Source organism: Mesorhizobium mediterraneum, from assembly GCF_002284565.1.
Taxonomy (GTDB): Bacteria; Pseudomonadota; Alphaproteobacteria; order Rhizobiales; family Rhizobiaceae; genus Mesorhizobium; species Mesorhizobium mediterraneum.
The window spans coordinates 58537-82814 of record NZ_NPKI01000002.1 but is presented as its reverse complement, the minus strand read 5'-3'; the positions used below and the strand labels follow the sequence as shown (position 1 = coordinate 82814).

Here is a 24278-nt window from a genome sequence, read left to right as displayed (position 1 = left end):
GGGGAGGGCGTCACATCTGGTCGTTGTAGGGTTCCTTCATCTGGCCGACCATGCGCGCCAGTTTCGAGAACGACGGCATGTCCGTCTCCGGCTGACACTGGTTGGCCAGTTCCAGCAGCCGGATCGGGAAGTTGACGGCATCGCGGCTCGACGCCGACATGCCTTCGGACCGTTCCTCGCTGGTCTCGCTGGCTTCGGCCCTGCGCAAGGCGATGTCTATCTCCTCGACCGTGAGCACGCCCTTGCGGACAAGAACCTGATTGATCGATGCGACGGCCATCAGCAGGCCTTCGAGTTGCAGGTTGGCGACATTCATGGCTTCGCTCCCATTGGCTAAGCTCCAAACGCGCGAACGCCGGTTCCGATCCCGGCATGGCGGTACGGGGATCGAGCGCTTCGAGACATTCGTGCGCGCGTGTCGCTCGATGCAGGAATTTTCTCCTTGAATCGATCGCTCCACCATTGACTTCGTGCCGGCAGTTATGCTATTGATTTAGGCATGGTGCTGATTTGCGCCAACGACCCGCCGCCGAGGCGGGTTTTTTGTTTTAACTGCCTCGCTTGACGATCTGAAAGTCCGGCTCCTTGGCCGACAGAACGTCGAGGCATGCCCAGCCGGTTACGAAGCGGTAGTGCGTCGCGGGTTGGTGGGTCGACCGCCACGTCTCGGACTGGGACTTCTCGAACATCGCGCCTTCCACCCGGTAAGCGAAATGGTTTGCGACCAAGCCCTCCTTGGTCGTTATCTCGTGTTCGGTGCTGAGCGGCATTTCATCGAGGATACGGATAATCACTTCGTTGTGGAACTGCACGCGGAGCGCATGCTGCGCGTCATCGGGAATGACAAAATCAGCGACGACCTCGTCGTTCGTCCAGCGCAATTCGAGCAGGTCGCTTTGATTGCAATCTATCTCGGGATGCACGTTTATCGGATGGTATCGAGGCAAAGCGGGCTCGCTTTCCATAGAGTTCGGGCGATTGACTATTGTGCGAGGAAACAGCCGACAGTGTCGCCCACGATATGAGAGGCACGGTGTCTTGCGTTACCGTCTTTGAATATGAGGACGAATGCCTGTGTCTCAGGGTCAAAGGCCGGGAAATAACCATCTCGGTCGTCAGAGATGACGGCATATGGCCGGACAGTTTCCGCTGCATCGTTGAACGGAATGGCGTCAATCCAGTACGGCTCGACCAAAGCCTGCCTCATCGACTGAAGGCCTCGACAAAGAACGTGTCCGGCAGCGGCGTTCCCACCATGCCCGCTGGATACTCGATCACGTAGGTGTCGATCTCCATTTCCACCTGATGCCGAATTTCCGAAAGGGTCACCCCCTTAAATCTCCGTTCTGTCGTCTCACCATCCCATCAATATATCCCTTCCGCAACACGCCTGTCGCTCGCCAGAGAACCCCCATGTCCAGCCGTTACGCCACCATCATCACCGACGATGACGGCCGCGAGGTCGTCAGCGCCATTGGCCAGTTCGAGGGCGCCGCACCTGTGCGCCACGGCCGGGTCGAGCACGTTCCGGCCGGTGTGCAGATCGGCATGGTCCGGGGCGGTGCCGTCGACGCGGCCGGCGGCTTTGGCTTTCCCTTGGCGGGCGTCAGCGACAATGCCGTGAGTGTCGTCAGGGCGGCGCTCAAAGCCCAGACAGGCTCCGGCAAGGCGAAGCCCGAAGCGGCAAGCCGGCCGCGGAAACCAAAGGCAAAGCGCGCCGGCAAGCGGGCGAAATCCCGCAAGCGACCCACGCCGGCAGTCAAGAAAACGGCGAAGCCCGAGATCGTGGCGCTCGCCGGGGCTGCGGGGTAGGGCATGGCCGAGGATTCTCTCGACGACGAACCGCCTGGCGTGACGGAACCCAGGTCCTCCAGCCGGCCAAAGCGGACGAAAAAGACGCTGGCCGATGGTTTTCTGGAAGCGATCCGTGCCGATTTCCGGGCGCATGGCGCCGGCGTCATCGCCGAGGTTCGCACCGAAAAGCCCGACCAGTATCTAAAGATCGTGCTGTCGGTGCTGCCCAAGGATCTGCATCTCAACATCAACAGTCTGGAAGCATTGAGCGATGACGAAATCAGGCAGCGCATCCGCGGCCTCGAAGCCGTCCTCCGGCCATTTCTCGCAAAACCGGGCCTTGCAAAGCCTGGCCTCGCCAAGCCTGGTCTCGCAAAGCCGGGCCTCGACGGCAAAGACCGAGTATCTGAGCCTGCTGAGGGAATTGGACCGCAGACGCCGCGCTAATCAGCTTGCCGCGTACCGGCCCTATCCAAAACAGGCCGAGTTCCATGCAGCGGGCGCGACCAGCCGCGAGCGGCTGTTCATGGCCGGCAACCAGATCGGCAAGACAAGGGCCGGCGGTGCCGAATGGGCGATGCACCTCACCGGCCGTTATCCCGAGTGGTGGCAAGGCAAGGTTTTCGACACGCCGGTGCGGCTGTGGGCGGCCGGCGTCACCGCCGAGGGCACGCGCGACAACCCGCAACGCATCCTGATCGGCCCGCCGCAGCAGCCGGCCGCGTGGGGCACCGGCATGATCCCGGCCGACGCCATTCTCAGCACCATCATGGGGCGCGGCGCGCCGCATGGGCTCGACAGCGTCGTGGTCCGCCACGGCGGTGGCGGCGATGTGCAGGCCGATGAATCGGTACTGTCGTTCAAGAGTTTTGAGAAGGGCCGCGAGAAGTGGCAGGGCGAAACACTGCACGGCGTCTGGTTCGACGAGGAACCGCCGCTCGACATCTATTCCGAAGGGCTGACCCGCACCAACGCGACGGGCGGCATCACCATCGTCACGTTCACGCCGCTGCTCGGCATGTCGGATGTGGTGTTGTTGTTTTTGTCGGCGGAGGAAGTGGAGGGAATGGGGAGGTGAGGTGGTTTTGAGACGGAGCTTTCGCTTCCGCTCACCCGTTGCGTTCCTGCGCGCCCCCCTCTGTCCTGCCGGACATCTCCCCCACGAGGGGGGAGATTGGATGTCACCCTGGCTTTCGCCAATCTCCAACGGTTGCAGGCAAGCGGGACGCGGAAACTGCCAATCTCCCCCCAAGTGGGGAAATGTCCGGCAGGACAGAGGGGGGCGCTGTCCCGCCAGCGCGAAAAAGATCTCGCCCAAACAACACCATACGTCCGACGACTGCCAAAACGATTCAAGCCGGAAAGCCGTACAAATGACCCGCCACGTCACCTTCATGACCATCGACGATGCCGAGCATTACACGCCGCAGCAACGCGCCGAGATCATATCAGCCTATCCAGCTCATGAGCGCGAGGCGCGGGCCAAGGGCATTCCGGTGCTGGGCTCCGGCCGTATCTTTCCGGTGGCGGAAGAACTGATCGTCTGCGAGCCGTTCCGGCTGCCGCGTTATTGGCCGCGGCTCGGCGCGCTGGATTTCGGCTGGGACCATCCCTCGGCCGCTGTCGAGCTCGCCTGGGATACGGAGGCCAATGTCGTCTATGTCTCGAAAGCCTGCCGCGCGTCGCAGCAGACGCCCGCCATGCAGGCGCTGACGCTCAAACCCTGGGGCGAATGGCTGCCTTGGGCCTGGCCGCGCGACGGCCGCCGCGAGACGCTGGAAGGGGCGGGCGTTGCGCTGGCCCGGCAATATGCCGCGCATGGGCTGAACATGCTGACCCGCCATGCGCAGTTCGCCGACGGCTCCGTCTCGGTGGAGGCCGGGCTGATGGAAATGCTCGACCGCATGCAATCGGGCCGCTTCAAGGTGTTCTCGACGCTTCTGCCCTGGTTCGAGGAGTTTCGGCTCTATCACCGCAAGGACGGGCAAGTGGTGAAGCTACGCGACGATTTGATGGCGGCGACCCGCTACGGCGTGATGATGCTGAGGGAAGCGGTGGTCGACCCGGCGGAGTTCAGGACGTTGCGGAAAAGCGGTAAGATTTCCGACCCGCTGGAAGATTATCGGTGATCTTCTCCAACACATCCTTTTCTAACACGTCAACAAGTCCCCCAAAGCAGGGGGGCCGTTAGCATACGTGATCGTGAATGTGCTGATTAACTAGCGGTTTAATTAATGTGTAAAGTTTGAAATAACTTTCATCTAGATTGGCGTGCCGCCCCACTCTAGACCCACCCGACTTCGACCGGGGGTGCGTTTGTCTGGAGCGTCGACGGCTGATGGTTCGTGCGCCATATCGCGCTGGGCTCCTGGTCGCCGACGGCATCGGGTTCCGCCTGTCTCCCCGGTGCTGGCCGCACCGATATCCATGATGCCGCAAAACTCCGAAACCTGTGAGGCGGGGCGGACGACGCTGCATTGTTTCGACGGAATTCACGGGGCTTCTGGCGGCGGGGATCCGCAACGCCGGCAACTCCGCCGTCTCTCCAATAATCGTCGATCCGACAAAGCCCGCGAATGCGGCGGCCGGCATGCAATGCGATCAGCCATGCCGTGATCTCCCGCAGAGCGACCCCCTTTTGTTCAGAGCCAGTTGGGCAGGAAACAATTAGATGGCGACCATACCTCTCCAACTGGCGCAGCGCCGGCTCGATACCGGCAACGTGGTGCGATATCCGCAGGGATCGCCAATCGGCGGCGCCATGCAAGACCTGGGCGGCGAGCTTTCGGCCGTCTCCGAGCGCTTTCAACAGCGCAAAGAGCAGCAGGAGGCGTTCGACGCCGAAATTGCCCGCCGCAAGATGATGGACCAGATCGCCCAAGCCGAGGCCGATGTGGCGGGCAATGCAGCGCCCGATGGTGCCGGCCTGCATGACGCCATGTACGGCCAAGTCGATCCGCGCAGCAGCCAAGTGGTGAAGCCCGGCCTGTTCGACACGCTGTTCGACGATGCCCTGCCGAAAATACCCGAAAGCCAACGTGCCAATTTCGCCAGGCAAAAGGAGACAATCCGCGCGATGGGTTCCGAGCGCATGGCGGCGCGGCAGCAGGCGCGCCGCGACGAGTACGAGCAGGACCAGTGGACCAAGGTCGAGAATATCTCCACCAACTCCATCGCACGGAGCGACCCTAACGATACCGCGAACTTCGAGGAGATCCGACAGCACGGCCTCGACCTGATCGCCAAGATCGGCAACCCGCTTGCCAGGCAAGCGGCGGAAGTTGCCTGGCGGAGCAACACGGCCAAGGCGTTGATGCTGGCGACGATCGGCCTGGACCCGAAACGCGCCGCCGAAATGCTCGGTGCGACACAAGCCGGCGATAGGACCAAGGACGATACCGCCGCGGTTGGTGGCGAGCCGAGGCAAGACACTGCAAGCCCATCGGGCTCGAAGGGCGACCGCGTCGGACAGCTAACCCCGGAAGAGCGAACAGCGCAGGCGTTTCAAGACGACATTGCGCCCGAAGACCGGCCGGCCTTGGTCCGGCTGGCCCTCGCCGTCGATGCGGCACGACAGGTAGATACACGCGCCAATATCAGTCTTGCCGAACAGAATGCACCTGAAGCCATCAAGGATACCGGAGCCTATGACGGTCCGCTTCCCACTCCCGAGCAGTTCGTCAATGTTCATGGCGCGACGGAAGGCGACAGGCGCTTTCAGCTATTCAACCGGGCGGTCAATGTCAGCCGTCAATTCCACGACATGCGTGATGTGCCCAACAACGCAATAGACGCTATGGTCAACGACGCCAACACTAAGGCGGCCAGCGCAACGCCGGAGGAGGGCAAAGCGCGACACGACGCCATCGCCGCGGCCGCCGATCTGACGTTCAAAGCAAGGCAAGGCGATCCGGGCGGATATGTTCGCAGGGCTTTCGCGAAGCTCGATGCTGCCTGGAACAATCTGTCGAAGCTGGAAGACTATCAAGTGGCAATCGTCGGCTCCATCGCAGCCCAGCAGCAGATGGGCTTTAAGACCATACAACCGCTGCCGAATTCCGTGGCGGAACGGGTTGTCGACACGCTCCGAGATCAGAATCGACCTCCACAGGACCAGGACGCGGTTTTGCGCAATGTGCTCATCGCGACGCCTCGTGAGCAACGCCGGGCAGTGCTCGATCATTTGCTTCGAACCAGCGTATCCAAGGTTGCCGACAATACGGCCGACAGGTCGCTTCGGGCGGCAGTGGTTGATCCCATGGGTCTGCTCGACCTCGCCAATACTCCCTTGGGAGATGGCCACTCGGAACAGCATTGGGAATCCGACCACCCGATAAGCCATGATCAGGATGGCGACCAGGCCCTAAGCTGGTCCGATTGGTTCAACAGGAAGATTCCTACCTATGGCATTTACGGCGGGCCTGGCTGGACTGGCGGTACTCGGGGTGGTGGTTTTGACCTACCACCTTTTGATATTCAGGACGGATTCTATAAGCAACATGACGGGGACTATCGCGACGCGAAAACGCCGGGCGATGTAATCGCGGCCGATAGGAAACTTGTAGCGTCTTTGAAAACATACCTCGACAATGAGGATTACATGAAAGATCCGGCCTTAAAGACCGACGAAGAGCGCAACGAGGCGTCAACATATGCTTCGCGCGCAATGAAACTTTTCCAAGGTAAAATTGCTGGAGAGATGGCGCTCCATATACCGAGCGCCATAGAGATTTCGGCTCGCGATGATGCGCAAAGGGCTTACGATTACGCACAATCAGCCGTTGGACAGGCGCAATTTGGAAGTAGGATGTCATTTGGCAATTGGTAACGATCTGGATAAGCTCAGCACCCATCGTCATATATTGTGATAATTTTTTAGGGGATAACCGATGGAATTTTATATTTTCGGGTCTGTCTCATTTGTATTGGCAATAATATTGGCAGTGTTTGGTGTTATATCAAAAAGTATCGATTCCAATCGGCGTGTTTCTGTTATTTTTGTTGCGGCAATTATCAGTGTTCCAGGATATATAGTTATTTGGGATTTTGCTTTCTATAAAGAGATTTGGTTTTTTTGGTGGGGTTAAGCTGTGTGTTCCCGATTCCGCAGGAGACAATAGATGTCATTATTTTTTTGGGGATTTGTGAGCCTTGTGTTGGCGATATACTTGGCAGTAAAAGGCGTCAGGTCCAAATCATTGACGCCGCTTCAGCGCGCTTTTGTCCTTTTTGGAGCTGCAGCACTTAGCGTTCCCGGATTTTTTACTATTTATTTTTTATTCGTAGTTGCCATTCTGATGCATGACAGCCCATTCTGATTTTCAACGCCTTTAAGTAAAGGCGGTGCGCCGTCTGTGGTCGGTGATATCTGAATTATGCAAATCCCAAGGTTTCGGATGAGAGTAATCTTGTCTGGATATATAAGCTTGACGGCCCAAAGCTTGGACAGCATTGGCACGGCACAGTGCACGAGCTTCGGAAATTTCGCCCTCGCACCGGGATGACGAAGGATATGCATAACGCTCCGTATCATCCCCGCAACCTTGCGCGATCTCTCCTACATCGCCGCCAATCTGCGCCCCGAGGACCGGGCCGAGATCGACTGCCAGCTTGACCAGTGGTCGCCGGCGCTGCTGGCGCTCACCGCACTGCAGGGTTTTGCCTATGTCGCCGAGCTCGACGGTAATCCGGAAGCCGGTTTTGGCGCCGCCGAGCAGCGCGGCGGCTTATGGATCGCTTGGAGCTGGGGCACGCGCCGCATGAGGCGCTGCGTACCTGGGATTACTGAGTTCTTTCACGCCGTGCTCGGGCCGCAGGTCGCTGCGCGCGGCGCCTGGCGGGTCGAGGCGCGGGCACTGGCTGCCAATGAATTGGCGCTGCGCTGGCTTGCCCGGCTGGGCGCCACTGAACGTTGTCGTCTGCCGGGCTACGGCCGCAACGGCGAAACCTTCATCCTCTATGACTGGACAAGAGAAAGCTGGAACCATGTGCCTTTTTCAAAAGCCGCCGGCGCTGAAGCCGCTGCCACCAACACCGACCATTGCCGACAAGGACGTGGAGGCGCGCGAAGCCGCGCTCCGGGCTGAGCTCGAGCAGCGCCAGGGAACGCTGAGCACTGTCAAGACCGATCTGTCGCCCGGTGATCTCACCGGCCAGCGCCGCGTGCTTCTGGGGGTGTGACATGGGCGCGATGAAACGGGTGTTCAGGAGCCGGGGCGACTGGCCCTGGTGCACCTGGCGGCGGCTGGCAAGGTTGGTGAAGAGGCGGCAGGGGTAGCGCCAAGCAGGCCCCCCTCTGTCCTGCCGGACATCTCCCCCTCAAGGGGGGAGATTGGCTAGCATGGCGGCTTTCGCCAATCTCCAGCGTTGAAGAAGTGAGCTATCGGCGAAGCTGCCAATCTCCCCCCTTGAGGGGGAGATGTCCGGCAGGACAGAGGGGGGTGTTCAAGCGCCGGCGCTGAAGCCACCTTGAGGGCTCACTCCGGCTTATGCGCAAACGCCCAGACCATCAGCGGATATTCCTCGTCATTGCTGAGGTCGCGCCATAGGCCGTAGGCGCGCACTGGGCCGCCGATATGGGCTTTTGCGCAGGCTTTGTTGCCCCAGCCGAACACTTCTATGTCGGCTTCGGGAAAGCCGCCTTCGACCATCACCTGCTTCAGGCCGGCGGGGGTCCAGCGGTTGTAGTCGTGCGGCCTGGCATGCACTCTGAACAGGAACGGTGTCGCTACCATCGCCCAGCCGCCCGGTCTGGTCATGGCATGGATATTCTGTGCCGCGGCGAGCGGGCGTTGCACATGCTCCAGCACCTGGTCGGCAATGACGACGGAATATTGCCGGTCAGTGCGGTCCTTGCAGATGTCGAAATCGGGGAAATCGACCGAGGTATAGTTGGAGCACATCGTCTTCCAGTAGCGGTTCCAGCCGGGTGAGACCTCGATCACGTCAGATGATTTGCGGCCGTCCGCCTCAAGAAACGCGGTGAACGCCTCGATCTGCCTGATGCGCAGCCAGTTGCGGGAATCGTAGCCGATCAGCCGCTTTGCAACCTGCTTGCTTCGCCTCGTCAGGGCACCGGGTAGGCTCTCCGTCATTGTCACATCGACCTCCTTAAAGGCCCGCCGCGCCTCCCTTGAATATCGCAAAAGCGGACAAAATTCGACCGCGCTAAAATAAGCTGAGATCACCGAAGAAAGATTGCCATGACGAGCGATTCCCGTGCCCACGATATCCTGTCGCGACAGGCGGAACTGGAGAGCGAGCGCAGCCAGTATGAGGCTGTCTGGGAGGCGGTGTCGGAATTCTGCGATCCCGATGCCCCCGACATCTGGAGCGGTCGCCGGCAGTCCGGACCGGACTCGCAGGCCGAGCGGCAGGAGCGGCGCGGTGCCCGTGTCTACGCCAACACCATCAACTCGGCCGCCAACCGGCTGGCCGCCGGGCTGGAAAGTCTGATCATTCCGCAGTCGGAAAAATGGCACGGGCTGTCGACCGCCGCCATGAATGACGAGGAGAGCGACGAGGAAAAGGAATGGGCGGAAGCGCTGCGCGATTTCCTGTTCTCTCTGCGCTATTCCGCCAATTCGAATTTCGTGCCCGCGACGCAGGCCTGCCTGCGCAATGTCGTGCGCTACGGCCCGGCCTATCTCTATGCCGAGGAGGGTTTTGGCGGCACGCTGATCCGCTATGCCTCGATCCCGGTGGTCGAGGGCTTTCTCTCGCGCAACCGCTGGGGCCAGGTCGACACATTCCACCGCCGCTACGAGCGCACAGCGCGGCAGGCGGCGCAGCTGCTCGGCTATGAGAAGCTGCCGGCACGGATCAAGATGCTGGTCGACGACCCGGCCAAATGCGAGACGAAGATTTCGCTGATTCAGTGCATCCAGCCGCGCGACGAGCGCAAGATGTACCGGCTCAGCGGCTCCTACCAGTATCTCGACACGGCATTCGCCTCCTATCACGTCATCGAGGACGAGGAGATCATCGTCAGGGAAAGCGGTTTCCGCTCCTTCCCAGTGTCGTGTTTCAACTGGCGCCGTTACGAAGGCGACCCCTATGGCATCTCGCCGACCATCGAGGCGCTGACGACGGTGCGCGAGGAAAACGCCGTGCGTCGCTCGGGCCTCAGGGCGCTGCAGCAGATCACCGATCCGGCCACCGCCTCCAAGGCCAGGCTCGACTATGTGCCGGTGCTCAATCCCGGCGAGAACTATCCTGGCCTGATCGACGACCAGGGACGGCCGCTGATCGCGCCGATCGCCACCGGCCAGAACCCGACCTATGCGTTCAATTATGCCGACAGCCGGGCCGAGGAGATCCGCGACATGATGTTTGTCAATCTGTTCCAGACGCTGGTGCAGAACCCGCAGATGACGGCAACCGAAGCCTTGATCAGGCAGGAAGAGAAGGGCGCGCTGCTCGGACCGTCCGGCTCGATCATCCAGGCTGGATTCGCCAGCAATCTCGACCGCGAACTGGGCATCCTGGAAGACAAAGGACTGTATGAAGAAGACAGCCGCTTCCTGCCGCCGGCAAGCCTTGCCGGCAAGGCGGTACGGCCGACCTTCACCGGCCCGCTCGACGTGCTGCGCCGCTCGGCGGAAGCCCGCGACACCATTCAGGTTGTCACCACGGCCATGCAGATGGCTCAGTTCGACCCCGGCGTGATGGACAATATCGACGGCGACGAGGCGCTCAAGATCGTCCAGAGCGCCGGCCGCAGCCCGCAGCGCATCTTTCGCCGCCAGGACGAGGTCGCCGGTATCCGCGATGCCAGAGCCAAGGCTCAAACTGCGCAGGCCGGCATGGCGGCGATCGCCACTGCCGGCAAAGTGGCCAAGGATGGGGTGCCGGCGGCGATTCAGGCCCGCGACAGCGGCCTGCTCGATGGCTTGCAAGGCATGCTGCGGGGTGGTCAGCCTGACATGCCGGGCGGCCCGGCTGCGCCGGGTGCCGGCGCATGAGCCGCAAACGTTTCGCCCATTCCGGTCAGGCCGGTGGTCCGGCGAAAGCGCATGATGCGCTGACCAGGGCTTATCTCAGGGTTTTCTCCGGGCAAGACGGCGAGATGGTGCTGGCCGACCTCGCGGCCGCCACCGGCTATTACCGCCGCCCGTCCTATGGCGAGTGGCTGGCCAGGACCAAGGCGCCGAACGGCTTCGAACTGCACAGCGCGCTAAGCAACGCGCGCGCCGAAGTGGTGCAGCATATTATGGGGTTCCTGATGCTGGACGAGGCGCAGCTGGCGGCGCTGGAGAAGGCGGCGCGGCTGGAAAGCAAGTGATCCCTTCTCCCCTTGTGGGAGAAGGTGGATCGGCGCTTTAGCGCCGAGACGGATGAGGGGTGTTGGAAGAAATGAGAGGCTGGCTACCGAGTCACCGATCTGGACGAGGTGTGCGCCAAGCTGGAACACCCCTCATCCGGCCCCTTCGCCTTCTCCCACAAGGGGAGAAGGGAAGACCAGCGCCGGCGCTACGCTCAATAATTGCCGTCGTAGTAGCGGTCGTCGCAAGGGGCCGTGTAGATGCGGCCGCTGTTGCGATCCTGATAGCGGCAAAGCTGTTCGCCGCGCCGTTGCGGCGTGGTCGCACTGCCCACCACCGCACCGAGCAGGGCGCCGCTGGCTGCACCGATGACGGTGCTCTTGGTGTTGCCGCCGATCGCCTGACCGACGAGCGCGCCGCCGGCCCCGCCGATCAGCGCGCCGGTTCCGGCTCTCTGCTGCCCTTCGGTCTGCGCACACCCTGCCAGCACGGCAGTCAGAAGCGCGGCGGCAATGGCTTTCTGCATGGTCATTTGGAGTCCTCCTTTAAAGCCTTGGGTCAATGCTTTGCCAAGTGCGGTCGCATTGCGGCGGAACAGGGGCACCATGCCTCACGAAATAAGACATGGTTTCTTTCGTCTTGACGGCCCAAGCCTCCGGCTGGGAAAAATCATGGTCAAACAAAAAGATCATAAAGATCATGGTTTAACAAGGCGATAGAGCCGGGCTCTATCGAAATGAATCAGGCTCCGGCCGTGACGAACCCCGCCTGCGGCGGGTCTAGCCAATCCCAAATCCCCAAGAATGGAGAATGCCATGACCCGAGGTCTTTCCCGGACGCTTTCCCGTGCCGCGGCCCGTGAGGCCGGCTTTGCCCCGCCCAAAGCCGGGCTTGCCGCCAGGACGAGCGGGCAGGGCGGCGCATATCGCACCGTCTTTTCGTTCAACGCCATGCAAGTGCCGGTCACCGATGCGCTTGCCTATGCCAGCCAGAAGCTTTTCGATTTCCTCGACGGCAAGGTGCGCATCAAGGGCGGCACCGCAAGGCTGCAATTCGCCGTGCTGACCACACGCGCCTCGACCATCAACGACAATGCGGCACTCACCTGGTCGCTCGGGTCGGCGGCGGCGTCGAGCGCGACACTGGCCGGTTCCATGGTCAATGTGCTGGCCGCGGCCGGCCGCACGCTGGACGGCGCCGGTGCCGCGCTATCGACCGCATCGGTCGCCGACGTGGCCGCAGCAGCGACGCTCGACGGCACGGTGACGCCGGTCGACCTCTACCTCAACCTGGCATTCGCCACCGGCACCGACATCGACGCCGATGGCACGCTCGCCATCACCGGCACGATCACGCTGCTGTGGGAGAACTGGGGCGATAACGCGTAGCGTTAATCTCCCCCCTTGAGGGGGAGATGTCGCCGAAGGCGACAGAGGGGGTCGGTGCGACCGGGCGCGACCTCAGCGACAGATGGAGGTTGGCGCTCCACGCGTTGGTACCCCCTCTGGCCTGCCGGCCATCTCCCCCTCGAGGGGGGAGATACTGGGCTCCGCCGCCAGCTCCTATCATCGGCCTTTAACCTCACAAAAAGGAACATCTCATGACAGATCTGGCAGACGCCGGGTCCGTGGCTGCGCAGACGCAGCCGGCGGGCAACCTTGCACGGCCACCGGCCAACGGGGACAACGGGTCCGCCCCGCCGGCTGCAAAAAGTTGGTTTGACGGTCTTTCCGAAGGCAACCGCAAGCTCGCTGAAACCAAGGGCTGGACCAAGCCTGAAAGCCTCGATCGGGTTTTCACATCCTATGCGGAGCTGGAGCGGCAGCAGGGCGAAAGCCTGCGCGTTCCCGCAGCGGATGCGCCTGGGGAGGACTGGGACAGGTTTCATGCCCGGCTTCCCCTGGCGATGCGCCCGCTGACATCACCCGACAAGGTCGAGTACAGGCGCCCCGACGGGCTCCCCGAAAACTTCGCCTATTCGGACGAGCTTGCCAACGCCTCCAAGGCGTGGGCGGTCGAGGCAGGCGCGACCCCAAAAGTCGCGCAGGCCTATCACGACAAGTTCGTGGGCTACATGGCCGAGCAGGCCAAGATGCAGCAAGAAACCCTGGCGCGTTCGGTCGAGACCACCCACGACGACTTGGTAAGGGACTGGGGACCGACCGACAGCGATGGCTTTCGCCAGAGGCTGGAGGTCGCCAACCGGGCGATGAAGAAGCTCGGCCTGGTCGATGCCTACAAGGCGAAAGGCATCCTTCTGCCGGACGGGGCGCTGACCGATCCGCAGATCGCCAAGGCGTTCCACGCCATCGGCGAGGCGATGTTCAGGGAAGACACGATCGACGGCGGCGCGGCTTTGAGTGGAGGCAACCCCTTCAAGCGCAACGCCGCCGGCGAACGCAACCTGACTGATATCTCAGCCCTCGTCAAAAGCGATCCCGCCCGCGCCCGGCGGCTGGCACGCGAGGCCGGCGAAAACCCCGATCTGTGGATGCCCAACAACCCCCTCTAAAGCTGGACCGTGATCTCCAGCGAAAACCGGTTCCCACTTTTCGGGATCATAGTCTAGCCGCCCCACCAAACCTGAAGGAAGACAAAAATGGCAGACGCCTACACCCGTATCGCGGACGCGATCGTTCCGTCCGTTTATGCACAATACTCGTTCGAGGAGCATGTCCAGTCGCTCGAGATCTACCAGGCCGGGATCCTGTTTTCCGACCCGGCCATCGCCTCGAAGCTTTCCATGGGCGGGCGTTCCGTCGACATGCCCGGCTGGAAGGATCTCGGCAACGATCCATCCGAACCGGTCAATGACGATCCGGCCGACTCGATCGAGATGAAGAAGATCGGCGCGCGCCGCGAGGTGGCTGCCCGCAATGTCCGCGCCCAGGCGTGGGGCATTCCGGACCTGACCTCGATCCTGGCTGGCGACGATCCGCAGAAGCTGATCGTGCGTCGCCAGACCGACTACTGGCAGCGTGCCAACAAGCTGACGCTGCTCGGCATCCTGAAAGGCGTGCTGGCCGACAACCTCGCCAATGATGCGGGCGACCTCGTCCGCGTCACCGGCGCCTCCATCGTCGACACCGACATCATCGAGGCCGCCTATCTGATGGGCGACCGCGCCGACAAGTTCAAGACGATCTGGATGCATTCCAAGCAGATGAAGGCGCTGAAGCTCGCCGACCTCATCGACTATGTGCCGCCCTCCGAGCAGGGCGGGCCGCTGATCCCATACTACATGGGCTTGCGGGCCGTCGTCGACGACGACATCCCGGTCGCGGCGGGCGTCTACACTGCCTTCATGTTCAAGGACAAGGCGATCCTGTGGAACGAGCTGCCGGTCAACACCGAAGGCGGGCCGCTGGAGTTCGACCGCAAGCCGCGCCAGGGCCATGGCGGCGGCGTCACCGAAATGGTCGGCCGCCGGCACTTCGTCCCGCACGTTCCGGGCACGCGCTTCCTCGACGCCTCCTCGGCCGGCGAATTCGCCACTGACGCCGAGCTTGCGCTGGCGGCGAACTGGGACCGTACTGCGTCGAACGTCAAGAACATGACGTTCATCGCGCTGAAGACGACCGAGGCGTGATCGGACCGGAAGGGCGGGAGTATCAGACCTCCCGCCACTTCGGGACGCCAGGTCGGCCATGTAGCGAATTCCAGATTCACGCGCTGCGCTGCTCCAGAGTGAAACAAGTCTTGGGGGCTCGCAACATATTCATGTTGCACTTTAATCAATCGCCGTCACCAAACGGTTACACAAAAGGGCGATGCTGCCTTGTCTTGGCAAAGGAGGGTAACCATGAGTATGACATATAAGGCGGTTCAGGAAGTGCTCCGAAAAGCGGGTATTGTCATAAGCAAAAAGGGGGAAGTTCACCGTATAAACTTCTTCAGCGGTCTGGAAAACACCGCCTACTACACGACAAGTCTTCAAGATGCCCTGGACAAGGGTTTGGCGATGGGAAGAGGTACCGGAAGGCTGCAAGCAAGCGCCTTTGCCAAGTCAGCCGAAGCAGGGCGGCGGATCTCGACGAGCGCACGCCTCGGCTGATGCCGCAGGAATTCAGGCCGCAAATCATCGCCGCGTTGCGCGGCGACATCGTGAAACTGCAATAGCGACAATATTGTCGTCTTTTCGTTGCTCGAACGAGCACAAGGGACTGAAAACACATCCCACGCCACCCGTTTCCTGACGGGTGGTTGGTATCGTGACGGGTTCCACGCACAAGACGTGCGAACGTTTTGCCCAAGCCCAAAATCACCAGATCCCCAGCCGCTACGATGCGGCTTTTTGCCGTGGGGCCGCCATGCCCTGCTTTTCCCGATCCATACTCACGGAGGCCTAAACCATGGCCATCACCCCGCTCGACATCGCCAACATGGCGCTTGGCGTCCTCGACGAGGCGCCGATCGACAGCCTTGATCAGGATGTGAAAGCCGCGCGCTTGCTCAACATGCATTTCGACCTGACCCGCGAAGCCGAGCTGACGAAACACGCCTGGGTCTTCGCCATCCTCGCGGCCGCAGTCGCCGGAGCCGACACTGGTAGCGGCGCGGGCACGCTGAACTTTGCCTATGAATTGCCGCTGGACTGCCTGCGGCCGTTGCCGCTGACCCACAGTGGCGAGCCGGACGGCATGCCGATCTCGTGGCGCCAGGAGGCCGGGCTGATCTATTCCGACCAGTCCGGGCCGCGCCTCATCCGCTACGTCGCCAATCTCACCGATCCGAACGACTGGGACGCGCTGTTCACGGAGGTGCTGGTTGCAGCGCTCGCCATCAAGATCGCGCATCCGCTGACCCACAAGGCGGGCATGATCGACATCGCCCGCGGTACCTATGACCGGGCGCTCGATGCGGCGTTCCACACCAACGCCATCCAGCGTGGCGGCAGGCTTTCGACGTCGTCCTGGGCGATCCAGCGCGGCGACAACCGGTTTGTGCGCTGATGACGACGCTCTATCCGGTCCAGGACGCATTCGTTCGTGGCGAGATAAGTCCGCGATTGCATGCGCGCGCCTCGCTCGATCTTTATCGGGCAGCGCTTTCCAAATGCGAGAATTTCGTCACCTTGCCGCATGGCGGCATCAGGAAGCGCGGCGGCACCATCTTCGTCGGCGAGGTAAAGAGCGCGGCCAAGACAACGCGCGGCATCCCGTTCATCTTCTCATCCGAGCAGGCCTACTGCCTGGAGTTCGGCGATTTCTATATCCGCGTCTATGCCTATGGCGCCCGCGTCGGCACGGTCGAGATCGCTTCGCCCTATGCGGAAGCCGACCTCTTCGATCTCGCCTATGTGCAGTCTGCCGACCAGATGTGGATCAGCCACAAGGACTATCCACCGAAGGTGCTGACGCGCACCGCGCATGCGACATGGACGCTGGAGGATTTCGAATTCCTCGACGGTCCCTATGACGACATCAACGAGACCGGCACGACGCTGACACCAGCCGAGACCGGTCATCTGACGCCGGCCATGACCGGCAATACGACGCCAGGTGGAACGGTCTCGAATGCGGGCGGCGATCCCGACGCCTACCAGATGTTCGACCGCGACAGGGTCCAGAACATACTGATCGCCGGCGACTCGATCGGCTATATCCGCTACCGCAACGCGTCCGCCGCGCAGCGCGTCGTCGATGCCTACTGGATCACCGCGGCCAGCAAGGCGACGACCAATTTCGACTTCTTCACGGCCTGGGAAATCCAGGGTTCCAACGATGGAGCGAACTGGGTCACCCTCGACACCAGGACGGCGGAGACTGGTTGGTCGAACAGCGAGACAAGGTTCTACGAGTTCGCCAATTCGACAGCCTATGAATACCACCAGATCGTCTTCAGCGGCGGCGGCGGCGACGACGCGACGCACACGCGCTGCGCCGAAATCGCCTTCCACATCAAGGCTTCGGACCAGACGCCATTCAACCTGACTGCTTCCTCGATCGTCGGCATCAATGGCGACGCCGGCTTCCAGTCAGGCGATGTCGGCCGCGCCATCCGGCTGCTGGGTTCGGACGGTCGCTGGCGCTGGGCCAGAATCACCAGTCGAACCAGCACCACGGTCGTCAAGATCGTGCTCCACAACCATGCTCTGCCGAACCTGAGCCCGATCACCCGCTGGCGGCTCGGCACCTTCGTGCCGGGCAAATATGTCGAGACCGGCTCGCTCTACGAGGAACGGCTGGCCTTCAGCCGTAGATTCTCGGTCTATGCCTCGGCGACCGGCGACTTCGACAATTTTGCGCTCGGTGAAAAGGACGACGCCGCACTGGAATTCGTGCAAGCCGGCGGCGGCCAGGCCAACGACATCGTCTGGATCGCCGATTCCGACGGCGCGCTTTTGATCGGCACATCAGGCGGTGTCCGGGCGCTGTCGGGCTCCGGCATCGACGAGGCGCTGACACCGTCGTCGTTCAAGAACCGCAATTCGCGCACCTTCGGCTGCGCCCGCATCCGCCCGGTCGCCGCCGGGCAGTCGTTCCTCTATGTCACCCGCAGCCGCAAGTCGATCGCCGAGCTGGTGCAGACCTCGGTCAGCAAATTCACCTCCGACGATATCGGCCAGATCTCCGAGCATATTCCCAAGCAAGGCGTCGTCGAGCTGGCGTTCCAGACCGACCCCGATCCGGTGCTGTGGTTCCCGCTCGAAAATGGCGAGCTCGGCGGCTACACGCACCAGCCGTCGCAGGATGTGCGCGGCATGCACCGGCATCGCCTCGGTGGCGGCTTTGCCGGTTCGGAATGGGCGATCGTTGAAAGTGCAGTTGTGACGCCAGGCCAGAACGGCGCCGACGATGTCTGGCTGTTCGTCAAGCGCACGCTCAGTGGCGTGACGAAGCGCACCATCGAGATCATGACGGCGCCGTTCGAATATGGCGGCCTCGACGACGCCTTTCAGGTCGATTGCGGCCTGACCTATTTGGGGGCCGCCGTCAACGCCATCTCCGGGCTCGATCATCTCGACGGCGCGAGCGTCGACGTGCTGGCCGGCGGCAAAGTCTATAAGGGCCTGCCCGTCGCTGCCGGCCAGGTGACGCTGCCGGGCGGCGCCGTGGCCAGCAAATGGCAGGTCGGGCTCGGCTACCAGTCCGAGGCCAACACGCTGGAACTCGATGTCGGCGGCCGCGACGGCTCCATTGTCGGCCGCCGCAAGAAGATCGCCAAGGTGATGATGTCGCTGCTCGAGACCGACACGTCGGGGCTCGAAGTGCAGTCCTTCCTGCGCGGCCGCTGGGAGAAGGTGCGCATGCCAAGCATTGTCGCGCCAGACGGCAAGGCGAGCCTGTTCACCGGCAATGTCGAGGTGCCGATCGACGACAGCTGGGAAGGGCAGGGCAGAGTGAAGATCCGCCACGTCAACCCGACGCCCTGCACCATTCGGGCGTTCACGCCGGTGTTCGATGCCGAGCCTTAGGAACTGCTGATCTCCCCCCCTTGAGGGGGAGATGTCGCCGAAGGCGACAGAGGGGGTCGGCGCGTCCTGACGCGACTCCCATAACGGACGTAAGAGGCTGACGCTTCACGCGAGACAACCCCCTCTGGCCTGCCGGCCATCTCCCCCTCGAGGGGGGAGATAACCATCCCGCCCCCAAAAAGGACCCTCCTCCCGTGACCCCATTCCCCCATGCCGAAGATCTCGGCAGGGCGCGGACGGCTGCCGATTTCGCTGCCGTCATCGCCTTGCTCGACACCGACCTCAACAATGCTGCCGCCCGCAAACAGGAACTGGAACAGGCCCAGGATCGCGCGATCTTCGGCGACGGCGACTTGGGCGAGCTGCGCGCCGCGCTCACCGACTGCAATGCGGCAATCGCGCTGCTGGAGAAAACCATCGAGGCAGCGAACAAGCGCCGCGCCGAAGCCGCCGAAAGGGAAGCGCGGGCCGACATCGTCGCCCTGGGCGACGAGATCAAGTCCAAGGCCGCTTCGCTCGGCGAGCGCTGGCGCACCGTCCACCGGCTGATCGAGCAACTGCGCCAGGAACTGTTCGAGGCCGACGCGCTCGTCCGCGCGATCGCCACTGCCAACGGCCTGTTCAACGCCGCCGGCGTTGCTGACCTCAAAATCAATCTGACCACCACCCGGCGCGCTGCCATGGCCGGACCGCACGCGGCCGTGCCTGCCCGTCTCGGTCGGCCAGCGGTTCAGGCCGACAGGATGCTTCTGTCCTTCCTCAGCCCCGGCGGCGCGCTCGACCCGCGCCCGGCGCTCGGCGCGCCGGTCGAAGGTGTCAAAAGCAAATTCATTCCCGCCAGCGAACGAGGCTGACCATGTGCACACTTGCCCTTATCGGCACGGCTCTTTCGGTGGGCGGCGCGCTGGTCGAAGGCCAGCAGTCGAGGCAGATGGCCGACTACCAGGCCAAGGCCTATGAGCAGCAGGCGCAGGCCGAGGCTCAAAGCGCGGCCTTCGAACAGGGCCAGGAGCGCCACAAGCAGGACCTCTTGCTGTCGCAGGCGCGCGCCCAGGCGGGTGCCTCGGGCGTCGGCATCGCAGGCTCGCCGACTGAGGTGCTGGCCGCCAATGCAAGGCAGGGCCAGCTCGACATCAAGGCGATCCAATACGGCTCGCAGCTGCGCCAGAACAGCCTCACCACCCAGGCTGCGATCTCGCGCTTTTCCGGCAAGCAGGCGGTGACCGCCTCAATCTTCAAGGCCGGCGGCAATCTCGTCGATGGCCTCTCCAAAATCCAGGACCCGAGCGAGGGTTCGACCCCGACAGCATCGGCGCCGAACCGGGCCGTGATCTTTGGCAGTTCGGCACTCAACGATCCGTGGGCGGGGATGCGATAAATGGCGACCATTCCCCTCCAGCTCGCCCAGCGCCGGCTCGATACCGGCAACGTGGTTTCCTATCCCGGCGGCTCGCCGCTCGGCGCCGCCATGCAAGGCTTTGGCGACGAGCTCTCGGCCGTCGCCGAGCGGTATCGGCAGCAGAAAGAGCAGCAGGAAGCGTTCGATGCCGAGATCGTCCGCCGGCAGTTCGACGGGCAGATCGCGCAGGCCGAGAATGACGCGACCCAGAACGCGCCGGCAGACGGCAGCGGCCTGCATGACAGCATGTATGGCCAGGTCGATCCACGCACTGGCCAGGTAGTCAAGCCAGGCCTGTTTGACACGCTGTTCGACGGCATCCTGCCGAAGATACCCGAGAGCCAGCGCGCGAATTTTATCAAGCAGAAGGAAATCCTGCGCGCGGCCGGTTCGGCGCGCATCGCGGCGAAACAGGTTCAGCGCCGCCAGGACTATGAGCAAACCGAGCTCAGCACGGTGCTGGAAACCAACGCTACCGCCATCGCGCAGAGCGACCCGGACGATACCATCACATTCGAAGCGGCCCGGCAGGACGGGCTCAACCTGATCGACAAGATGGGGCTCGACCCGCAGATCAGGCAGCAGATCGTGAAAGACTGGTTCAGCACCACGGCAAAGGCCCGGTTCCAGGCGTTGATTGCCAAGGATCCCACGCGGGCCCTCGAAATGTTCGGCGTGGTGCAGCCAGCGAATTCCTCTGGCAGCGACATCACCCAAGTCGCCGGTGCCGCCAATGCATCGAGCGGTAGCTCCAGCGCGGTGGCTCTGAAGGGCGACGGGACTGGCACCGCACCCATCGACGCCATCACCTACCTGGCGCCCGGCGAAGTTGAAGCGCTACGCAATCAGGCCAACACGGCGAATGCCGCGCAACTCGTCGATGCCCGCGCCGAGGTGCAACTCGCAGAGCAGAATGCCCCGGCCGTCATCGCCACCACGGGCAAATATCCCGAGAAGAAGCCGACCGAGCAGGATTTCGTCAACATTTACGGTGCCGAAGAGGGCATCAGGCATTTCCAGAAATTCAACATTACGGCTGGCATTGCCGGTGCGGTCTTCGACATGCGCTCGGCGCCGAACCAAGCAATACATGCTGAGCTTCGGGATTTTGAACCCGGCCCAAACGGTTCGCCAGAAGAGCGCGAGCAATACGAGATAAAGGCCGGCGCCGCGCAATTGGTACTGGGTGCCAGACGCGCCGACCCCGTCGGCTATATCAGCCAACTATTCCAAGACAAGGCTCCCGACTGGAGGAAGGTCTCAACTCCGGACGACTACAAGACTGCCGTAACCTGGGCCGTCGCTGCCCAACAAGAGATGGGCTTCGACGGGATGCTGCCGCTGCCCTGGGCCGCAGCTGACCAACAGGCCGCGAAATATATCGACCAAAGCGTGCCGTTCGAAACGCGTCTTGCCGAGTTGAGTTCGATTGTCCTGGCGGTTCGTGACCCGGATGCACGCAAGGCGATGGCCGAACAGATTTCCTTGGCGGCGGAAGCCCAATGGCGAGCCAAGGCTGCCCAAGATCCGAACGTCACGTCAGAGTTGTTGGAAGCCCAGGTTGCGGTGCTCAAGAATGGGCTGGCGTGGATCGGGGAACATCCGGCGCAGGCTCAGTACAGCACCATGCCGTGGCTACAGCAATTCGGCTTGGCGTTCTCGGATGTCGGTCGCCTCACGGCTAAGGGCGCGGCCGCCGGAGGTGCGGATGCGATCTCCGCCAAGCTGGACTCCGCTTTGTCGGGTGGGAATTACGAGGACCTTCTCAAAAATGAGCGGGCCGAGACCGAGGACGCCGAGGACCGGGCCGGCTCGGCCGGTTGGGCAGCCGAGGCCTTCGGCGCCGGCTTGAGCGGATATGGCCTGGTAAAGGGCGCAATCGGTTTGCTAGGCCGGCAGGCATCGGCGCGGCGGCGGAGACCGGCTTGACCGGCATTGCCGCCCGAACCGGCGTAGGGGGCGTGGCGGGTGGCGCTTATGGCGGGGCATACGCCTTCAACACAGGCGAGAACGTTCCGTGGGGGATTGCCAACGGCGCGCTTTGGGGCGCTGGCGGCAATCTCCTTGCCGAGGGGCTCGGTGCAATTGGCAGCCAGGTGGTGGCAAGGCTCACCGGTCGGCCCGCCGATGTTGATCCTGCCGCAAGCCCGGAACCTACAAATTCTCTGGTTTCGGAGGCTGTTCCAGAGCCGCTCACAATGGAGGGCGAGGGCGTCGCCGGCGGCGGCAGCCACATCGCCGTTGGTGATGACTTGCGCATGCGCTACATGCGAAAATGGAATGATGCGCAACGAGAAGCAGCAAGCCTCAAAGCCCAGCGGCTGACTGATCGTGAGACCTCTGTAAACCATCACTCGGTTCGGGATTCGAAACCGGCTCGCCGCAGGTATATTGAGGCTGGCAACGAGGTCGCGCCTAACGAGGACGTCGATCATATAGTTGATTTGCAATTAAATGGGCAAGAAACACTATCTAACTTTAGCGGCCTAGATCTGAGCGTGAATCGGAGTATTGGCGCCCAGATAAAGAACCAAATCAAGAATCTCCCCTACGGGACGAGAATCAACAAAGTGACGATTGGAGATCGCTAGTGTTTGAGAGGTTCATTCGAAACTTTCCAATGGACGGCAGGTTACCGACCGACAGTGGCAATTTCCCGTTGGATTCGAAAATCCACGGATTGAGCGAGTTGCTCTCCAGTTTCGGCGGTGCTTCGTTCAAGCATGGTCTGTACCGCATCATTCGTGCGTCAGAGGTGGCGGATTGGAATGAACGTGTCTGCCTGGGTTTCCCTAAATTCACTGGGCGGATCACCTGCTTTGGTTACGATTGGCAGGGGACCGCATTCGCCACCGATACGTGGCGGCTAGAGCAGGGGGAACCAGGTGTCGTGATGTTCGAACCGGGCACGGGACAGGCCCTTCAGATACCTGCCAATATCCGGACCTTCCACGAAGTCGAACTTATGGAGGACGAAGAGGCAGCGCTGGCCGCCAACATGTACGCAGATTGGCGGGGCGCGGGCGGCGCCGAGCCTGCGTATAACCAATGCATAGGCTATAAAGAACCACTATTTCTGAACGGCAAGGACGAAATCGAAAATCTGGAACTATCGGACTTGGAGATCTATTGGCACTTCATGGGCCAACTGATAGTTCAAGTTAAAGACCTGCCACCGGGAACACCCGTTCGTATCAACCTTAGATAACGACAAGGTCCGGGTGGCAGATGATCACCGAGTTGTTTGAGATGTTGCCCCGAAAATTCTGTGGGCTCTAAGGTGCAATCTTGTTCGGGCGTCCATTGCATTGACCGTAGCTGAACCTTTGCAACGTTGGGAAATCCTAGGAAATAACATGAACACTGCCATCCCAGACCTAAGCAGCGTCACCCGCCTGCCGTCGACCGACAAAAGCACAGGCGATGAAGAGCTTGATGCTGCACGTCGGGAAGCCCGGAAATATCTTGAATTCTATGATTGGGTTTCAGCCATCAAAGGTGAATCCTTCGGATACGGCGCCGATGGCATAATCTACATTTTTTTGTTCGAGATCGTGCCCGGCAGACCCGATGTGGCTCAGTGGATATGGGTGATCGTTGGCGATGTGCCTCCAACATATATACCTTGTGACGACGCCAAGAATCCCTATGAGGCGCTGGACGGATATATCGGCGCCATGGAAGAATGGGTTGAGGCCGCGCGGCAGGGGAAGTCGGTGGCGAAGTTGACCCCTGTCAATGTGCCGGCGAATCCCGCTACGCTGAAATGTTGGGCAGCCGTCTCAAATTCCTCGACGAAAAGGTTCTGCCGGAAGTTCGAGAGTGATGTACTGGGCTCGCCGACAAGCGCGGCCAATCGTGCGCGCACCGGCCGGTGGTCTGATTATGGTCATGATGGTAGCCTATGGCGTGCCGCAGGCTCGGATGTTGCGCGAGCTGGTAGTTCCCTGTCGGGACCATGTCAGGCGAGCCAGACTTTTCAGATGAAGGACTGACCTATCTTGTTACGCGTAGACTCTTTTCCGATCATGGCAAGGATCGTTTTTCTGGTCACGTTGACCGGCGTTCTCCTGCTTGCTCTTCTGCCGGTGCGGTTCCTGCCGGATCTCGGCATGGCGGTCACGTTTCATGACGACAAGCTCAACCACGCCATCGCCTTCGTCGTGCTGGCGGCCTTGGGAAGCCTCGGCTGGCCGGAACACAAGACAAGGCTGATTGTTCTCCTCGCTTTGACCGGCGCGGCGATCGAGGTTCTTCAGGGCGCGCAACTGATAGGGCGCGATATGGATGTGCTCGACTGGGTTGCCGACTGCGCCGGCATGGCGTGCGGGCTGACAATCGCAGGCTGGACAAAGAGGCGCGTTGGCGGATTGACATAGGCCGCAGCGGACACCCCGGCTAGGCC

Annotated in this window: 28 protein-coding genes; 23 read left to right on the top strand and 5 right to left on the bottom strand. The window is 61.8% G+C overall.

Annotation, left to right across the window (positions count from 1 at the left end):
- Window positions 1–10: 10 nt before the first annotated feature.
- From CIT25_RS00910 to CIT25_RS38030, 3 genes are all read right to left on the bottom strand, one after another.
- Window positions 11–316, bottom strand: coding sequence for a hypothetical protein (locus CIT25_RS00910; protein WP_095482698.1), 306 nt, complete (start codon window positions 314–316; stop codon window positions 11–13).
- Between the two features lie 232 nt (window positions 317–548).
- Window positions 549–965 (bottom strand): hypothetical protein, encoded by a 417-nt coding sequence (locus CIT25_RS00905; protein WP_095482697.1) that lies wholly within the window; start codon window positions 963–965, stop codon window positions 549–551.
- 238 nt (window positions 966–1203) lie between these two features.
- The gene (locus CIT25_RS38030) at window positions 1204–1329 is read right to left on the bottom strand and encodes a hypothetical protein (protein ID WP_280953335.1); all 126 of its coding nucleotides are present in this window, start codon (window positions 1327–1329) and stop codon (window positions 1204–1206) included.
- 84 nt (window positions 1330–1413) lie between these two features.
- On the opposite strand from CIT25_RS38030, the gene CIT25_RS00895 reads away from it, so the two are divergent.
- The 8 genes from CIT25_RS00895 to CIT25_RS00865 all read left to right on the top strand — a co-directional run bounded on the left by CIT25_RS00895 (window position 1414) and on the right by CIT25_RS00865 (window position 7880).
- On the top strand, window positions 1414–1812 hold the full coding sequence (locus CIT25_RS00895; RefSeq protein ID WP_095482695.1) for a hypothetical protein: 399 nt from the start codon (window positions 1414–1416) through the stop codon (window positions 1810–1812).
- Between the two features lie 3 nt (window positions 1813–1815).
- Window positions 1816–2241, top strand: a complete 426-nt coding sequence (locus CIT25_RS37325; protein ID WP_245329726.1) for a hypothetical protein — start codon at window positions 1816–1818, stop codon at window positions 2239–2241.
- Entirely contained in the window at window positions 2219–2872 is a 654-nt protein-coding gene (locus CIT25_RS00885; RefSeq protein ID WP_245329725.1) for a terminase large subunit domain-containing protein, read from the top strand. Before CIT25_RS37325 ends, CIT25_RS00885 begins: the two co-directional genes overlap by 23 nt.
- Before the next feature lie 295 nt (window positions 2873–3167).
- The gene (locus CIT25_RS00875; RefSeq protein WP_095482693.1) at window positions 3168–3923 is read left to right on the top strand and encodes a phage terminase large subunit family protein; all 756 of its coding nucleotides are present in this window, start codon (window positions 3168–3170) and stop codon (window positions 3921–3923) included.
- 542 nt (window positions 3924–4465) lie between these two features.
- Complete coding sequence (locus CIT25_RS37320; protein WP_245329724.1) at window positions 4466–6622, top strand: hypothetical protein; 2157 nt, start codon at window positions 4466–4468, stop codon at window positions 6620–6622.
- Between the two features lie 61 nt (window positions 6623–6683).
- Complete coding sequence (locus CIT25_RS36115) at window positions 6684–6881, top strand: hypothetical protein (RefSeq protein WP_127205320.1); 198 nt, start codon at window positions 6684–6686, stop codon at window positions 6879–6881.
- Between the two features lie 33 nt (window positions 6882–6914).
- A complete protein-coding gene (locus CIT25_RS36110) occupies window positions 6915–7112 on the top strand; it encodes a hypothetical protein (RefSeq protein WP_158302493.1) in 198 nt (65 codons plus the stop codon).
- 225 nt (window positions 7113–7337) lie between these two features.
- A complete protein-coding gene (locus tag CIT25_RS00865) occupies window positions 7338–7880 on the top strand; it encodes a hypothetical protein (protein WP_245329723.1) in 543 nt (180 codons plus the stop codon).
- Between the two features lie 390 nt (window positions 7881–8270).
- Here CIT25_RS00865 and CIT25_RS00855 read toward each other — a convergent pair whose 3' ends face one another.
- Complete coding sequence (locus tag CIT25_RS00855) at window positions 8271–8888, bottom strand: methyltransferase domain-containing protein (RefSeq protein WP_095482691.1); 618 nt, start codon at window positions 8886–8888, stop codon at window positions 8271–8273.
- Between the two features lie 108 nt (window positions 8889–8996).
- On the opposite strand from CIT25_RS00855, the gene CIT25_RS00850 reads away from it, so the two are divergent.
- Window positions 8997–10757, top strand: a complete 1761-nt coding sequence (locus CIT25_RS00850; protein WP_095482690.1) for a portal protein — start codon at window positions 8997–8999, stop codon at window positions 10755–10757.
- Window positions 10754–11077: a Bbp19 family protein gene (locus tag CIT25_RS00845; RefSeq protein WP_095482689.1), complete on the top strand. Its 324-nt coding sequence runs from the start codon at window positions 10754–10756 to the stop codon at window positions 11075–11077. Before CIT25_RS00850 ends, CIT25_RS00845 begins: the two co-directional genes overlap by 4 nt.
- A 194-nt stretch (window positions 11078–11271) precedes the next feature.
- Here CIT25_RS00845 and CIT25_RS00840 read toward each other — a convergent pair whose 3' ends face one another.
- Window positions 11272–11589, bottom strand: a complete 318-nt coding sequence (locus CIT25_RS00840; protein WP_095482688.1) for a YMGG-like glycine zipper-containing protein — start codon at window positions 11587–11589, stop codon at window positions 11272–11274.
- Between the two features lie 283 nt (window positions 11590–11872).
- Between CIT25_RS00840 and CIT25_RS00835 the strand changes: the two genes are divergently transcribed.
- From CIT25_RS00835 to CIT25_RS00775, 13 genes are all read left to right on the top strand, one after another.
- Window positions 11873–12445 carry a hypothetical protein gene (locus CIT25_RS00835; RefSeq protein WP_095482852.1) on the top strand — a complete coding sequence of 191 codons (573 nt, stop codon included), beginning with the start codon at window positions 11873–11875 and terminating at the stop codon, window positions 12443–12445.
- A gap of 212 nt (window positions 12446–12657) precedes the next feature.
- Window positions 12658–13569 carry a hypothetical protein gene (locus CIT25_RS00830; protein ID WP_095482687.1) on the top strand — a complete coding sequence of 304 codons (912 nt, stop codon included), beginning with the start codon at window positions 12658–12660 and terminating at the stop codon, window positions 13567–13569.
- 87 nt (window positions 13570–13656) lie between these two features.
- Complete coding sequence (locus tag CIT25_RS00825; RefSeq protein WP_095482686.1) at window positions 13657–14646, top strand: Coat protein; 990 nt, start codon at window positions 13657–13659, stop codon at window positions 14644–14646.
- A gap of 213 nt (window positions 14647–14859) precedes the next feature.
- The gene (locus CIT25_RS00820) at window positions 14860–15111 is read left to right on the top strand and encodes a hypothetical protein (RefSeq protein WP_095482685.1); all 252 of its coding nucleotides are present in this window, start codon (window positions 14860–14862) and stop codon (window positions 15109–15111) included.
- A 298-nt stretch (window positions 15112–15409) separates the two neighbouring features.
- The gene (locus CIT25_RS00815; RefSeq protein ID WP_095482684.1) at window positions 15410–16009 is read left to right on the top strand and encodes a phage connector family protein; all 600 of its coding nucleotides are present in this window, start codon (window positions 15410–15412) and stop codon (window positions 16007–16009) included.
- Entirely contained in the window at window positions 16009–18474 is a 2466-nt protein-coding gene (locus CIT25_RS00810; protein WP_095482683.1) for a phage tail protein, read from the top strand. Before CIT25_RS00815 ends, CIT25_RS00810 begins: the two co-directional genes overlap by 1 nt.
- A gap of 266 nt (window positions 18475–18740) precedes the next feature.
- Window positions 18741–19328 (top strand): hypothetical protein, encoded by a 588-nt coding sequence (locus tag CIT25_RS00805; protein ID WP_245329722.1) that lies wholly within the window; start codon window positions 18741–18743, stop codon window positions 19326–19328.
- Window positions 19329–19330: 2 nt separating this feature from the next.
- Window positions 19331–19852, top strand: coding sequence for a hypothetical protein (locus CIT25_RS00800; RefSeq protein WP_095482681.1), 522 nt, complete (start codon window positions 19331–19333; stop codon window positions 19850–19852).
- Window positions 19853–21802 (top strand): hypothetical protein, encoded by a 1950-nt coding sequence (locus tag CIT25_RS37315; protein WP_245329721.1) that lies wholly within the window; start codon window positions 19853–19855, stop codon window positions 21800–21802.
- Window positions 21799–22464: a hypothetical protein gene (locus CIT25_RS00790; protein WP_095482680.1), complete on the top strand. Its 666-nt coding sequence runs from the start codon at window positions 21799–21801 to the stop codon at window positions 22462–22464. Before CIT25_RS37315 ends, CIT25_RS00790 begins: the two co-directional genes overlap by 4 nt.
- Window positions 22465–22493: 29 nt before the next feature.
- Window positions 22494–23081 carry a T6SS immunity protein Tdi1 domain-containing protein gene (locus CIT25_RS00785; protein ID WP_095482851.1) on the top strand — a complete coding sequence of 196 codons (588 nt, stop codon included), beginning with the start codon at window positions 22494–22496 and terminating at the stop codon, window positions 23079–23081.
- Window positions 23082–23229: 148 nt separating this feature from the next.
- Window positions 23230–23868, top strand: coding sequence for a hypothetical protein (locus CIT25_RS00780; RefSeq protein ID WP_206072905.1), 639 nt, complete (start codon window positions 23230–23232; stop codon window positions 23866–23868).
- A gap of 33 nt (window positions 23869–23901) precedes the next feature.
- Complete coding sequence (locus tag CIT25_RS00775; protein WP_095482679.1) at window positions 23902–24252, top strand: VanZ family protein; 351 nt, start codon at window positions 23902–23904, stop codon at window positions 24250–24252.
- Window positions 24253–24278: the final 26 nt, after the last annotated feature.

Bases quoted from the DNA above. Each gene is read 5' to 3' on its own strand.
- CIT25_RS00775 (WP_095482679.1), top strand. From the start codon at position 23,902: ATGGCAAGGATCGTTTTTCTGGTCACGTTGACCGGCGTTCTCCTGCTT.
- CIT25_RS00785 (WP_095482851.1), top strand. From the start codon at position 22,494: ATGGACGGCAGGTTACCGACCGACAGTGGCAATTTCCCGTTGGATTCG.
- CIT25_RS00820 (WP_095482685.1), top strand. From the start codon at position 14,860: ATGAGTATGACATATAAGGCGGTTCAGGAAGTGCTCCGAAAAGCGGGT.
- CIT25_RS00780 (WP_206072905.1), top strand. From the start codon at position 23,230: ATGAACACTGCCATCCCAGACCTAAGCAGCGTCACCCGCCTGCCGTCG.
- CIT25_RS00810 (WP_095482683.1), top strand. From the start codon at position 16,009: ATGACGACGCTCTATCCGGTCCAGGACGCATTCGTTCGTGGCGAGATA.
- CIT25_RS00830 (WP_095482687.1), top strand. From the start codon at position 12,658: ATGACAGATCTGGCAGACGCCGGGTCCGTGGCTGCGCAGACGCAGCCG.
- CIT25_RS00905 (WP_095482697.1), bottom strand. From the start codon at position 965: ATGGAAAGCGAGCCCGCTTTGCCTCGATACCATCCGATAAACGTGCAT.
- CIT25_RS00850 (WP_095482690.1), top strand. From the start codon at position 8,997: ATGACGAGCGATTCCCGTGCCCACGATATCCTGTCGCGACAGGCGGAA.
- CIT25_RS00855 (WP_095482691.1), bottom strand. From the start codon at position 8,888: ATGACGGAGAGCCTACCCGGTGCCCTGACGAGGCGAAGCAAGCAGGTT.
- CIT25_RS36115 (WP_127205320.1), top strand. From the start codon at position 6,684: ATGGAATTTTATATTTTCGGGTCTGTCTCATTTGTATTGGCAATAATA.
- CIT25_RS00825 (WP_095482686.1), top strand. From the start codon at position 13,657: ATGGCAGACGCCTACACCCGTATCGCGGACGCGATCGTTCCGTCCGTT.
- CIT25_RS00840 (WP_095482688.1), bottom strand. From the start codon at position 11,589: ATGACCATGCAGAAAGCCATTGCCGCCGCGCTTCTGACTGCCGTGCTG.
- CIT25_RS00895 (WP_095482695.1), top strand. From the start codon at position 1,414: ATGTCCAGCCGTTACGCCACCATCATCACCGACGATGACGGCCGCGAG.
- CIT25_RS37325 (WP_245329726.1), top strand. From the start codon at position 1,816: ATGGCCGAGGATTCTCTCGACGACGAACCGCCTGGCGTGACGGAACCC.
- CIT25_RS00815 (WP_095482684.1), top strand. From the start codon at position 15,410: ATGGCCATCACCCCGCTCGACATCGCCAACATGGCGCTTGGCGTCCTC.
- CIT25_RS37320 (WP_245329724.1), top strand. From the start codon at position 4,466: ATGGCGACCATACCTCTCCAACTGGCGCAGCGCCGGCTCGATACCGGC.
- CIT25_RS00875 (WP_095482693.1), top strand. From the start codon at position 3,168: ATGACCCGCCACGTCACCTTCATGACCATCGACGATGCCGAGCATTAC.
- CIT25_RS00835 (WP_095482852.1), top strand. From the start codon at position 11,873: ATGACCCGAGGTCTTTCCCGGACGCTTTCCCGTGCCGCGGCCCGTGAG.
- CIT25_RS37315 (WP_245329721.1), top strand. From the start codon at position 19,853: ATGGCGACCATTCCCCTCCAGCTCGCCCAGCGCCGGCTCGATACCGGC.
- CIT25_RS00845 (WP_095482689.1), top strand. From the start codon at position 10,754: ATGAGCCGCAAACGTTTCGCCCATTCCGGTCAGGCCGGTGGTCCGGCG.
- CIT25_RS36110 (WP_158302493.1), top strand. From the start codon at position 6,915: ATGTCATTATTTTTTTGGGGATTTGTGAGCCTTGTGTTGGCGATATAC.
- CIT25_RS00910 (WP_095482698.1), bottom strand. From the start codon at position 316: ATGAATGTCGCCAACCTGCAACTCGAAGGCCTGCTGATGGCCGTCGCA.
- CIT25_RS00800 (WP_095482681.1), top strand. From the start codon at position 19,331: ATGTGCACACTTGCCCTTATCGGCACGGCTCTTTCGGTGGGCGGCGCG.